11 protein-coding genes and 3 pseudogenes are annotated in these 11,895 nt (G+C 68.6%); 2 read left to right on the forward strand and 12 right to left on the reverse strand.

The genetic code is table 11. From position 1 onward, the window contains the following. Window positions 1-62: 62 nt before the first annotated feature. Together ACFW2G_RS32035 and ACFW2G_RS32040 are read right to left on the reverse strand one after the other, a co-directional pair. Window positions 63-422, reverse strand: a complete 360-nt coding sequence (locus ACFW2G_RS32035) for a DUF6233 domain-containing protein (RefSeq protein WP_384584577.1) — start codon at window positions 420-422, stop codon at window positions 63-65. Between the two features lie 4 nt (window positions 423-426). Beyond that, window positions 427-777: a hypothetical protein gene (locus ACFW2G_RS32040; protein WP_384584575.1), complete on the reverse strand. Its 351-nt coding sequence runs from the start codon at window positions 775-777 to the stop codon at window positions 427-429. 373 nt (window positions 778-1,150) lie between these two features. On the opposite strand from ACFW2G_RS32040, the gene ACFW2G_RS32045 reads away from it, so the two are divergent. After that, window positions 1,151-1,732 carry a hypothetical protein gene (locus tag ACFW2G_RS32045; RefSeq protein WP_384584572.1) on the forward strand — a complete coding sequence of 194 codons (582 nt, stop codon included), beginning with the start codon at window positions 1,151-1,153 and terminating at the stop codon, window positions 1,730-1,732. Window positions 1,733-2,315: 583 nt separating this feature from the next. On the opposite strand, the gene ACFW2G_RS32050 is transcribed toward ACFW2G_RS32045, so the two are convergent. The 9 genes and pseudogenes from ACFW2G_RS32050 to ACFW2G_RS32090 all read right to left on the reverse strand — a co-directional run bounded on the left by ACFW2G_RS32050 (window position 2,316) and on the right by ACFW2G_RS32090 (window position 8,814). Continuing rightward, window positions 2,316-2,714, reverse strand: coding sequence for a hypothetical protein (locus tag ACFW2G_RS32050; RefSeq protein WP_384584569.1), 399 nt, complete (start codon window positions 2,712-2,714; stop codon window positions 2,316-2,318). Then, window positions 2,711-3,028: pseudogene (locus ACFW2G_RS32055) on the reverse strand (IS5/IS1182 family transposase); the annotation flags it as partial. The gene ACFW2G_RS32050 and the pseudogene ACFW2G_RS32055, both read right to left, overlap by 4 nt. Before the next feature lie 90 nt (window positions 3,029-3,118). Beyond that, a pseudogene (locus tag ACFW2G_RS32060) lies at window positions 3,119-4,000 on the reverse strand (IS3 family transposase); the annotation flags it as partial. Window positions 4,001-4,012: 12 nt separating this feature from the next. Then, window positions 4,013-4,249, reverse strand: coding sequence for a transposase (locus tag ACFW2G_RS32065; protein ID WP_384584567.1), 237 nt, complete (start codon window positions 4,247-4,249; stop codon window positions 4,013-4,015). A gap of 262 nt (window positions 4,250-4,511) precedes the next feature. Next, entirely contained in the window at window positions 4,512-5,522 is a 1,011-nt protein-coding gene (locus tag ACFW2G_RS32070; protein ID WP_384584580.1) for a 2-oxoacid:ferredoxin oxidoreductase subunit beta, read from the reverse strand. 40 nt (window positions 5,523-5,562) lie between these two features. After that, complete coding sequence (locus tag ACFW2G_RS32075) at window positions 5,563-7,461, reverse strand: 2-oxoacid:acceptor oxidoreductase subunit alpha (RefSeq protein ID WP_384584564.1); 1,899 nt, start codon at window positions 7,459-7,461, stop codon at window positions 5,563-5,565. 171 nt (window positions 7,462-7,632) lie between these two features. Continuing rightward, the gene (locus ACFW2G_RS32080) at window positions 7,633-8,136 is read right to left on the reverse strand and encodes a sigma factor (RefSeq protein WP_384584561.1); all 504 of its coding nucleotides are present in this window, start codon (window positions 8,134-8,136) and stop codon (window positions 7,633-7,635) included. A gap of 93 nt (window positions 8,137-8,229) precedes the next feature. Further along, on the reverse strand, window positions 8,230-8,436 hold the full coding sequence (locus tag ACFW2G_RS32085) for a hypothetical protein (protein ID WP_384584558.1): 207 nt from the start codon (window positions 8,434-8,436) through the stop codon (window positions 8,230-8,232). 21 nt (window positions 8,437-8,457) lie between these two features. Then, window positions 8,458-8,814 (reverse strand): acyl-CoA carboxylase epsilon subunit, encoded by a 357-nt coding sequence (locus ACFW2G_RS32090; RefSeq protein WP_384584556.1) that lies wholly within the window; start codon window positions 8,812-8,814, stop codon window positions 8,458-8,460. A gap of 538 nt (window positions 8,815-9,352) precedes the next feature. Between ACFW2G_RS32090 and ACFW2G_RS32095 the strand changes: the two genes are divergently transcribed. Continuing rightward, window positions 9,353-11,599 (forward strand): MMPL family transporter, encoded by a 2,247-nt coding sequence (locus tag ACFW2G_RS32095; RefSeq protein WP_384584553.1) that lies wholly within the window; start codon window positions 9,353-9,355, stop codon window positions 11,597-11,599. Window positions 11,600-11,681: 82 nt separating this feature from the next. Here ACFW2G_RS32095 and ACFW2G_RS32100 read toward each other — a convergent pair. Beyond that, window positions 11,682-11,895, reverse strand: a pseudogene (locus ACFW2G_RS32100) (hypothetical protein); the annotation flags it as partial.

The raw sequence follows: 11,895 nt of genomic DNA on the forward strand, positions 1-11,895 counted from the left end.
GCAGAAGCCGTCCGTGACGGCATCCTGCCCGCTACACTCCCACCGCTCGACGTTTCCCCAGGTCAAGCCACGAAGTACTGCTGGAGTACTAGGCCGCTGTCGGGCCGGCACAGCGGGCACGCGATGACCGACGGCACGGTGCGCAGCACCTCCAGGACCGATTGCCGTGTCGCGGCCCGGCCCCGGCCGGTGATCCTGCAGGCGCCGGTGTGGACGCGGTCCGGGGTGCGGGTGGCTCCAATGCCATATTCCATCCACCAGTCGGGAGGGCCCGGGAGCGGGCGGCAGCGGGCCCGCTCTTCCTCCGCAGCCCGGACGACGCTGATCTTCTCGTCGACGCGGGCGAGGCTGAGCTCCAGCCAGCAGCGTATGACCAGGAGCTGGTCCAGGGCCAGCGGAAGGGGCAGAAGGGGCTCGGGCATGCGGCTACGCCGCCTCGGGGGCTGAGGCTGGGCGGGCCTGCCGCTTCAGCTGCATCCGGGCCTTCACCAGGATGTCGGTGGGGACGCTCTTCCAGTGGGGGTGGTCGACGACGTCGATCGAGAGCTGCCGGATCTCGGCCCACATACGGTCGACCGTCTCCTTCTGCTCGTCGCTCCAGCCGGGGCTGTCGGGCACGTCCCCGCGGTGGGAGTACCGCTCACCGCGTTCCCACCCCTTCATGGGCTCCACGCTCCAGGGCAGTCTGGTCAGGTAGGTGCGGTGCTCGGCATGGGCGCGGTGGAGGCGTTCCTGCAGCTGGAGGAGGTCGTGGGGGAAGCCGTTCTCGTCGTTCACCTTGAATAGCAATTCTGTTCGATTCTGGATGGGAAGTCGGCACTCCGGTTCGTGACCCGTTCGGCAGACCGTGGGGTCAGCGGGCAGGTGGGCTGGTGTGGTGGGGACTGGGTAGGCGCCGTGCACTGGAGGCGGGGGCGACTGAAGGAGGCGATGGCCGTGGCGCGTCCCGTCTGGGCCGGGAACCTGTCGTTCGGGCTGGTCAGTTCTCTGAACTTCGCTGCTCGTGAACCTCGTTGGCCGTAGTCGCGAGCGATCAACGAGGTGAGATGACTCCGTCGGGGTGGCTGTCGACCCCGCTCCCCCCTTGATCCCCGCAGCTGAGTCTGACTAGGTTTGCCGCCGGCAACCGACGATCAAGCAGGTGGGACGTATGGCGGGTCTCGACAACCTGGTGCAACTGTTCGGCCTGCCACCGGCTCGAGAGCCTTCCCCGGACGACTGGGCCGAGATCGAGAACTATGTCGGCTCGGCGCTGCCGGGCGACTTCAAGGCATTCCTTGACGCCTATGGCACCGGCGCGATATGTGGAGAGCTGGTGGTCTTCCACCCCCTAGGGTCCAGCCCGCTGCTGGATCGGATGCGGAAGATCCACGAGTCGTTCGGCCAGTCGTGGCGACGTGACTCGGATGAGTACCCATTCCGGTTCCACCCCGCATCGGGCGGACTGATCTCCTGGGGATACGACTACTCCGGCGACGAGCACTTCTTCTGGCCGTGCGCCCCGGAACCGGACCGCTGGAAGATCGTCACGAACATCAACGGCGCCGACCCCGAGGTCTTCGATGGCCCGTTCACCGACTTCGTACTCGCCTTCGTCAAGCGCCTGCGCGACGTGGACCCGCACCACGGGATCGACTCTGATCTCTTGGAGTTCCTTGAGCCGGAAGACCTGAACGAACTGGCAGAGCGCGGTGAGATTGGTCCGGTCGAGCCAAGCTTTGAACCGTTCTGATCCGGCTGCCTCACGGGGGCCCGCCGCTCTGACACATCAGACGCCGTGGATCTTGGTGGCACGTCCCTCACGCTGCTGCGATCGGGACAGGCCACCCATCGCACTCCATCACTCCTACGGGTGAATGTTTCGGAATGAGTTTCGGGTCAACTCTGATGCCTCGATCATGGGCGGGCTCCCCGCTGCGCACGGGTGAGTGGGAGGGAGCCCGCTCCCGCCGATCGTTCGACGTCGCGTTCCTGGGGGGGGTGGCTTCCTTGCTCTGAGCTGGCCCACAGAATCGGCTCCACCCGGTACCAGTTGGTTGCTCCGGCGCAAAGTGGCCCGGGACTGACCGGGGCAAACGTGAGTCGCCAGCCTCAGCTCGAACACCTGATGGGGCCAGCGGAGCCCGGAAGTTGGTACCAACTCAGAGCGAGGAAGCCAGGGGGGATCCGGATGCATCATGACGCCTCCCACTGGAGTGCCAGGCTGACAACGACAGCGCGCTCCGTATGGGCCAAGCACGATCGGGACACTGAGAGGGCGGTTCGTGAGGTGATGACCGTTTCCCGGTGAGGCTGCTGGCTGTGGTGCTGGGCGGCTACTGCTTCCTGGTGAAGCTGCAGACGTCTACCTCGGTGAGGATGCCGAGTCTGACCAGGCGTTTCAGCTTGGCGCGGGTGCCTTCGATGTTCTTCGGCAGCAGTTCGTGGTCGAGGGCTGCGCAGACGTCCCGGGCTCTTAGCGGGCCGGTCGCATCGTTGAAGACACCGAGGATGCGGGGGTAGTCCGGGTGCTCGGGCAGGTCCGGTGGGACGGCCGGGAGCCGGTCGGCAAGGGCGGTGACGGTCTTCTGGGTGATCGCGAGGTGTTCGAGATGGGTCTCGGCCTCCCTCAGCCGGCCCTGCAACTCGGTGATCTGTCCGCGGAGATCGTCGGCCAAGGCCCGGGCGGCGTTCTCCTGGATGCCGAGCGCGTCGAGCAGGGGCTGGACGTTCACGCGGTCACCATTTCCGGATCGCGCCAGGTGGGAGTGCTCGCGCCGGTGAGGCGGCGGGCCATGACATGCGTCATCGCCCAGTAGACGCGGGAGGCGGAGGAGGCCTGGCGGTGCTCGTAGTCGCGGACCAGGCGCCTGTGCAGTATCAGGATCCCGTAGGTCTGCTCGACCCTCCACCGCTTCGGCTGCGGAACGAACCCCGTCGCCTGCGGGTTGCGTGCGACGATCTCGACGTCGATGCCCAGGCCGGCTCCATGCGCGACGACCTGGTTCTTGAAGCCCTGGTCAACCAGCGCCTTCTCGACGGTGCCGCCGGTGTGCCCGGTGTCAATCCCCTCGAACTGTGGAGATCTTCTAAGCGGCCTGCCCAAGGCGGAGTTGGCCCGGTGGTCGTGTTCGTAGTCGATCGGACTCTGGTACCCGCACACGCTGTGTAGTCGGCGGGTGTTGTAGAAGCTGGTGATCCAGGTCGCGACCCTCAGCCGGGCCTCGGTTCGAGTAGCGAACGAGTGGCGGTGGACGTACCCGACCTTGAGCACGCTGTTGAACGCCTCGCTGACGGCGTTGTCGAAACACGACCCGACGCGGCCCATGGACCGGGTCACGCCCCAGCGGCGACAGGCCCGGCGAAAGCGCCGGGAGCCGTACTCGCTGCCGCGGTCGCTGTGGAAGATCACGCCCTTCACGTCACCGCCGCGGGTGGCCGCGGCCATGTTCAAGGACGCCACGACCAGCTCGGCGTCATGGTGTGCGCCCATCGCGTAGCCGAGCAGCCGGCGCGAGAACAGGTCGATGACGGTGGCCAGGTAGAACTTGCCCTCACCGGTGGTGATCTCGGTCATGTCGCCGCACCACACCTGGTCCGGAGCGTCCGCGGTGAAGTCCCGCCGCACGAAGTCCGGGGCCGCCGGTCGCTTGCCGGGCCGGGTCAGCCCGCGCCGGCGGCGGAGCGCGCGTCCGGCCAGGCCGAGCTCGGCCATGAGGCGGGCCACGGTGTTCACCGAGACCCGCCAGCCAGCGCGGACCAGGAGGAGCCAGACCTTCGGGGAACCGTAGGTGCCTGCGGAGTCCTCGAAGATCTGCCGGATCGCGTCGGTCAGCTGCCCGCGCCGGATCTCACGCCCGGTGGTGGGCCTGTCGCGCCACTTGTAGAACCAGAACTCCGACACACCCAGGACCCGGCAGGCCAGACCGTGCGGGACGCGGTGCTCGGTCCTCTGGCTACCGATGAACACGGCCAGGACGGCCGGGTCCGTCCCGGTCACTTCACCCAGAGGACCATGCATCGCTTGAGGACATCACGCTCCATCTCCAGCTCGCGTATCCGCTTGTTTCTTCTCCGGCATCTCACGCCGCAGCCGCTCCAGCTCGGCGCGCTCGGCCTCGCGCATCCGCCCGCCCGGCGCGGGCTCGGTCGACCGGTCGGACGACGCCGACCCGTTGCGCCGCCACCCCGACACCCAGCTGTGCAGCGTGCCGGAGTGCACGCCGAGCTCCTCGGCGACCTCCGGGATCGGTCTGCCCGTCTCGATCACTATGCGTACAGCACCCTCACGAAACTCAGGCGTGTACGTCCGTTGCTTGGACCCCATGAACCCCAACTTCCCCTGCAATCACGGACTCCACGCTACGAGGGGAGGGACAAGCGAGGCTGTCCGGGCGACGAAGTCGATGCCTCCGTGGGGCACCCCGGCCGGAAACGACAACGCCCGAGCGCCAAGAGCGCTCGGGCGTTGTCGTGTACGGGGCCGGGCCGGAGGGCCGGTGCGCCGCGGGGAACCGGGGCTTCGCCGGTGGTCACCGGAGCGGGCGGTTGACCGTCCAGGTGTCGTTTCCGGTGAGGAGGGTGCTGAGGTCGCCCTTGCCCTTGGTGTCGACGGCCGCGTCGATCTGTTCGGCCATGAGGGTGTCGTAGACAGGGCGTTCGACGTCGCGGAAGACCCCGATGGGCGTCTGGTGCAGGGTGTCGGCGTCGGCGAGGCGGGAGAGGGCGAAGGCGGTGGTCGGGCCGGCGTTGTGGGCGTCGTGGACCAGGATCCGGGATTCGTTGTCGGAGGTGACCGCGACGACTTCCAGTTCCCCGGTGGCGGGGTTGCGGACGACGCCCTTGTGTCCGTCGGCGCCGAAGCGGATCGGCTGTCCGTGTTCGAGGCGGATGACGGCTTCCTGGGCCTGTGCGCTGTCCTTGAGGGCGTCGAAGGCGCCGTCGTTGAAGATGTTGCAGTTCTGGTAGATCTCGACGAGGGCGGTGCCCTGGTGGTCGGCTGCGGCGCGCAGTACCTCGGTGAGGTGTTTGCGGTCGGAGTCGATGGTGCGGGCGACGAAGGTGGCTTCGGCGCCGAGGGCGAGGGAGACGGGGTTGAAGGGGGCGTCCAGGGAGCCCATCGGCGTGGATTTGGTGATCTTGCCGACTTCGGAGGTGGGTGAGTACTGGCCCTTGGTGAGTCCGTAGATCCTGTTGTTGAAGAGGAGGATCTTGAGGTTGACGTTGCGGCGCAGGGCGTGGATGAGATGGTTTCCGCCGATGGAGAGGGCGTCTCCGTCGCCGGTGACGACCCATACGGACAGGTCGCGGCGGGAGGTGGCCAGGCCGGTGGCGATGGCGGGGGCGCGGCCGTGGATGGAGTGCATCCCGTAGGTGCTCATGTAGTACGGGAAGCGGGAGGAGCAGCCGATGCCGGAGACGAAGACGATGTTCTCCTTCGCCAGTCCGAGCTCGGGCATGAAGCCCTGGACGGTGGCGAGCACGGCGTAGTCGCCGCAGCCGGGGCACCAGCGGACTTCCTGGTCCGACTTGAAGTCCTTCATGGACTGCCTGGCCTCGGCCTTCGGCACGAGGGAGAGGAGTTCAGCGGCCACGGTTCGTCTCCTGGATGACGCCGGCGAGCTGCCCGGCCTTGAACGGCATCCCGTTGACCTGGGTGTACGACTGGATGTCGACCAGGTACTTCGCCCTGAGGAGCATGGCGAGCTGACCCAGGTTCATTTCCGGGACGACCACGCGCTTGTACCGGCGCAGTACCTCTGCGAGGTTCTTCGGGAAGGGGTTGAGGTGGCGCAGATGAGCCTGCGCGACGGGGACGTCGGTCGCCCGCAGTTCACGGACGGCGGCGGTGATGGGTCCGTAGGTGGAGCCCCAGCCCAGGACGAGCGTGCGGGCCCCGTCGGGGTCGTCGACGACGAGGTCGGGGACCTCGATCCCGTCGATCTTGGCCTGGCGGGTACGGACCATGAAGTCGTGGTTGGCCGGGTCGTAGGAGATGTTGCCCGTGCCGTCCTGCTTCTCGATCCCGCCGATCCGGTGCTCCAGACCCGGCGTGCCCGGCACCGCCCACGGGCGGGCCAGCGTCTGCGGATCACGCTTGTAGGGCCAGAACACCTCGGTGCCGTCCGCCAGGAGATGGTTCGCGGTCGTCTGGAAGGCGACGCGGAGGTCGGGGAGTTCCTCGGCCTCCGGGATCCGCCAGGGCTCGGAGCCGCTGGCGAGGTACCCGTCGGACAGTAGGAAGACCGGGGTCCGGTACGTCAGCGCGATCCGCGCCGCATCGAGGGCCGCGTCGAAGCAGTCGGCCGGGGTGCGCGGGGCGACGACCGGGACCGGCGCCTCGCCGTTGCGCCCGTACATCGCCTGCAGCAGGTCGGACTGCTCCGTCTTCGTCGGCAGACCGGTGGAGGGGCCGCCGCGCTGGATGTCCACGATCAACAGCGGCAGCTCCAGGGAGACCGCCAGGCCGATCGTCTCCGACTTGAGGGCGACGCCCGGCCCGGAGGTGGTGGTCACCGCGAGTGCGCCGCCGAACGCGGCGCCGAGCGCCGCGCCGATCCCGGCGATCTCGTCCTCGGCCTGGAACGTGCGCACCCCGAAGTTCTTGTGCTTGCTCAGCTCGTGCAGGATGTCCGAGGCCGGCGTGATCGGGTAGGAGCCCAGATAGAGCGGCAGATCGGCCTGCCGGCCCGCCGCGATCAGCCCGTACGAGAGAGCCACGTTCCCGGAGATGTTGCGGTAGGTGCCCGTCGGGAACGCACGGGTGGCCGGGGCGACCTCGTAGGAGACGGCGAAGTCCTCCGTCGTCTCGCCGAAGTTCCAGCCGGCGCGGAACGCGGCCACGTTCGCCTCGACGATGTTCGGCTTCTTCGCGAACTTCTGCCGCAGGAAACGCTCCGTGCCCTCGGTGGGCCGGTGGTACATCCAGGACAGCAGCCCCAGCGCGAACATGTTCTTGCTGCGGCCGGCCTCCTTGCGGGACAGCCCGAAACCCTTCAGCGCCTCGACCGTGAGCGTGGTCAGCGGCACCGGATGGACGTTGTAGGCGTCCAGGGAGCCGTCCTCCAGCGGCGAGGTCTCGTAGCCCACCTTCGCCATCGGGCGCGCCGTGAACTCGTCCGTGTTGACGATGATCTCGGCGCCACGCGGCACGTCCGCAATGTTCGCCTTCAGGGCCGCCGGATTCATCGCCACCAGTACGTTCGGGGCGTCACCCGGGGTGAGGATGTCGTGATCGGCGAAATGCAGCTGGAACGACGACACGCCGGGCAGGGTGCCGGCGGGGGCACGAATCTCGGCCGGGAAGTTCGGCAGCGTGGACAGGTCGTTCCCGAAGGACGCCGTCTCCGAGGTGAACCGATCACCGGTGAGCTGCATACCGTCACCCGAGTCACCCGCGAACCGGATGACCACCCGGTCGAGGCGGCGGACTTCTTTGTCACACGCCCTTGTCACGCCAGGGGCAGTGGTTTCCACGGACATACGTGCGTCGGCTCCCGTCGGTGCTGGTCCGCGAGTGCAAGCAGAAACGTCGGCGGACACGCGTTGCGGTGCAAGGTCGTACACCTCCCCGGAGATTAGGCACCGCTGATAGAGAGGCGCTTGTGCGGTCGCCCAGCGCGGGCCCCGGCAGGCGCACGTACGCGGGAGCGGTCATGCGCCGAAGTCGTCGAGGCCGAGGGCTCGGAGGCACTCCGGGTCGACGATCACGTCGATCGCGACGATCCTTGCGGACGTGACCGTGAAGGCCATGAGGGACGGGGGACCGTCTCCGGAGGCGACCACGGCTCCGGCCGCGCTGTTGATCAGTACCGGCCGGACGAACGGGATGAGGCTCCTGTACAGGGCGGCCTGGGAGGCCGCCGTCTCAGCGCCCCGCAGGACGACCGTCTGGCCCGCGCGGGCGGTGCCGCCGTCGGAGCGCAGGATGACATCGGGGTCGATCACCTCGCCGCGCGTGACGATCGGGTCGGGCGCGCGCGTTTCGAGGGGTTCCTCGCGGCGCGCCTCGCGCGAGCGCAGCATGTTCAGGCAGATGCGGGCCACGACGGTGGTCAGCCAGCCGGCCAGGTTCTCGATCTCGGAGGTGTCCGTGCGCTCCAGGCGCAGCCAGGCTTCCTGGACGGCGTCCTCGGCTTCGCTGAGGGCGCCGAGCATCCGGTACGCGACCGCGCGCAGCTCATGTTCCTTCCGTGCACAGCCGGTTCGTCCGGCACGATTGTCGTACAGATGTCGCGTAGGTAGATCGTCTTATGCCGTGGCGGCCCCGGATGCCATGACCGCCACGGGACGGACCCGGGTCAGCATCAGGTCCGGGTGGCGAAATGACGCGAAGTGGCTCGCGTCCTCGATCAGTGCGAACTCCTTGACCGGGGCCTCGACGTCGTCGAAGAACGCCAGGGCGCGGTCGGCGGGCGCTGCACGGCGCCCGCGCCGGCGGGGGCGGCCGAGGCGCATACCGCCCGCCCGGCCGCCGTGTTACGAGGTCCAGGCCCCCGGGGCACGGAACGGCGGGTAGGGGCGGTGCGGGAGCTTGCGGATCCGGGGGGCGGCGGCCTCGGCCTCCCGGGCCTTGTGCAGCAGGCGCAGACGGGCCGTCAGGAGGACGGCCAGTGCGGCCGCCTCCTCCGCAGTGGGGTTGCCCCGGGAGATCCGGATCGAGGCCATGGCCAGGGCCATCGAGGGCGCGGCGGCAGCCGGAGCCGGCGCGGCCTGCGTACGCGCGGGCGCTTGCGCGGGACGCTGCCGTACGGGGGCGACGCGGACGGCGGGGACGCGGAAGAGGGGCGCCGGGGTGGGATCGGTGACCAGCGGCCGTTCGTCGACGATGCTCATGAGGACCCTTTCGACACGGATGCACCGGGAAGAGCCGGTGCCGCATGCTCAAGGTTCGGTCGCGGCGCTCAAGCCTGACTCGGGTTCCGCACGGGACCGTGCACCGGCACGTCCTACACCTGCGTGAGGGGCCCGCGCACGAGACTTCACCGCGGACAAAAAAACCGGGAGGATGGTTTCATTTAAGCCAACTTGACGAGACCCCGGAGCCCGCCCTTCCCTTGCCGTTCGGGGCACCTTGAGGGCACCCACCAAGCCTCCGCAGGGTCAATCGGGACTCAGTTGCCGCTCAAGCGCGCCATGTCAGGCTTCCCACGTGCCGATTTTCCGGTCACCTCGGGGCGGAATCGCGCGTTCCGAACCCTGGGCCGAGGGGCCGGCACATGGGGCCCGGTTGAGTGGTGCCTGCTTCTGCCGTGCCTCAGGAAGAGTTTTGAGGGTGGCGGAGAAGCATCCCGTTTATAGCAAACCGTACGTGCGGTTTGTTAATCTCCCCGGGTCTTGGTGTCACTTGATCCTGACGGGAGTCCCCCCCACCATGGCAACGTTCCTCCATAAACTGGGCCGTTTCGCGTTCCGAAGGCGTGGCCTGACAGCATTGATGTGGCTGCTGGTCCTCGTGGGCGGCATATTCGCAGCCGCGTCGGCCCCGGCTCCCCCGGCCGACACCTTCTCCATGCCCGGTACCGAATCGCAGAAGGCCTTCGACCTGCTCAAGGAGAAGTTCCCGGCCGCGAGCGCCGACGGAGGCAGCGCCCGGGTGGTCATCCGCGCGCCCAAGGGTCAGGACATCTCAGGTCCCGAGCGCAAGCCGGCGGTCTCCGAGCTCATCGCCGACCTGAAGAAGGCCCCGGGGGTCGTCGGGGTCAGCGACCCGTACATGCCCGGAGCGATCAGCAAGGACTCCACAACCGCGTACGCGGTCGTGACGTACAAGGTCCCCGGCATCCAGCTGACCGACGAGGAACACGACGCGCAGACGCAGGCGTTCGACAGCGCCCGCGGCAAGGGCCTGACCGTCGAGGCCGGCGGTGACGCCATCAAGATCGAAGCTGCGATGGGCGGCGCCGAAGGCATCGGCATCCTCGTCTCCGCCATCGTCCTGCTGATCACCTTCGGCTCGATGATCGCCGCCGGCATGCCCCTGCTGACCGCCCTCATCGGTGTCGGTGTCGGCATCAGCGGCATCACCGCGCTCGGCAGCACGTTCGGCCTGTCGGCGAACACCTCCACGCTGGCCATGATGATCGGCCTCGCCGTCGGCATCGACTACGCCCTGTTCATCATCTCCCGCTACCGCTCCGAGATCGCTGAGGGCCATGAGCGCCAGGAGGCCGCCGGACGCGCCGTCGGCACCGCCGGATCGGCAGTCGTCTTCGCGGGTCTCACCGTCATCATCGCGCTCTCCGGCCTCGCCATCGCGAACATCCCCATGCTCACCAAGATGGGCATGTCCGCCGCGGGCACCGTCGCCGTCGCCGTCCTCATTGCGATCACCCTCGTCCCCGCCCTGCTCGGCTTCGCGCCGGTCAAGGTGCTGCGCCGCATCGACCGCAAGGCGATCACCGGCAAGCCGCTCACCGCCCGCCAGCAGCGCAAAGCCGCCAAGGAGGCCGCCCGGACGAAGCCCAACCTGGGTACGCGCTGGGCCGGTTACGTGCTGCGCCACCCGGTGGCCGTCCTGCTCGTCGGCGTGGTCGGACTGGGCGCGATGGCCCTGCCCGCCGCCAGCCTGGAGCTGGGCCTGCCCGGCGAGGGCACCATGGCCCCCGAGACCACCCAGCGCAAGGCATACGACATGCTGTCGGAGTCCTTCGGACCCGGCTTCAACGGACCGCTGATGATCACCGTGAGCGCCAAGGACGCCAAGACCGCGGCGGCCGGCGTCGGCCAGGCGCTGGCCAAGCTCGACGGGGTCGCCTCCGTCTCGCCGGCCGCACCCAACGCGGGGAACGACACCGCGATCCTGAGCCTCGTACCGAGCACCGGTCCCACCGACCACGCCACCGAGGAACTGGTCCGCACCATCCGCACCAGCGTGGGCGGCATCGAGACCGGCACGGGTGCGAGCGAGGTCCTCGTCACCGGCCAGACCGCGGTGTTCCTCGACTTCACCAAGACCCTCGACGACGCCCTGGTCCCGTATCTCGCGCTCGTCGTCGGCCTCGCCTTCGTCCTCCTGGTGCTCGTCTTCCGCTCGATCCTGGTCCCGCTCAAGGCGGCCCTCGGATTCCTGCTGTCGGTGAGCGCGGCCCTCGGCGCCGTGGTCGCCGTCTTCCAGTGGGGCTGGCTCGCCGACGTTTTCGGCGTCAAGTCGGCCGGCCCGGTCATGAGCACGATGCCGATCTTCATGATCGGCGTGGTGTTCGGCCTCGCGATGGACTACGAGGTGTTCCTGGTCAGCCGGATGCGCGAGGCCTACGTCCACGGGGCGAAGCCCGGTGAGGCGGTCGTCACCGGCTTCCGCTTCGGCGGACGCGTGGTCAGCGCGGCCGCGATCATCATGATCAGCGTGTTCTCCGGCTTCATCACGGAGTCGAACGACCTGATCAAGATGATCGGTTTCGCCCTCGCGTCGGCCGTCCTCTTCGACGCGTTCGTCGTCCGCATGGCCATCGTCCCGGCCCTGTTCGCCCTGCTGGGCAAGTCCGCCTGGTGGCTGCCCAAGTGGCTCGACCGGATCCTGCCGAACGTGGACGTCGAGGGCGAGAAGCTGAACCGCCGACCGGCCACCGGCCACGCTCCGGCCCCGTACTCCCAGCGCGAGCACGAACTGATGCACTGAGCCGGCCCGAAGGGCCACCCGGCCCTTCCCGGCACCCTCCACACAACGTGCGCCCCGGGACAACACCGCCCGGGGCGCACCCTTAGGCGGTGTTGTCCGGGGTGGTTGCGGGTTTGGTGTGGAGGATGTCGCGGGCCTGTTCCGCGGCGCGGGTGATGCCCTCACTGACGAAGTCGAGGAAGCGGGCGATGTTTTCGAGGCGGGTACCGGCGGGGGTGCGGTCTGCCTGCGGCGGTGGGCGCGGTGCTCGGTGGCCCGATGCGCAACGGCGGCCCGGTAGCCGACCGGGCCGCCGT

It is taken from the genome of Streptomyces sp. NPDC058880 (assembly GCF_042742535.1).
Taxonomy (GTDB): domain Bacteria; phylum Actinomycetota; class Actinomycetes; order Streptomycetales; family Streptomycetaceae; genus Streptomyces.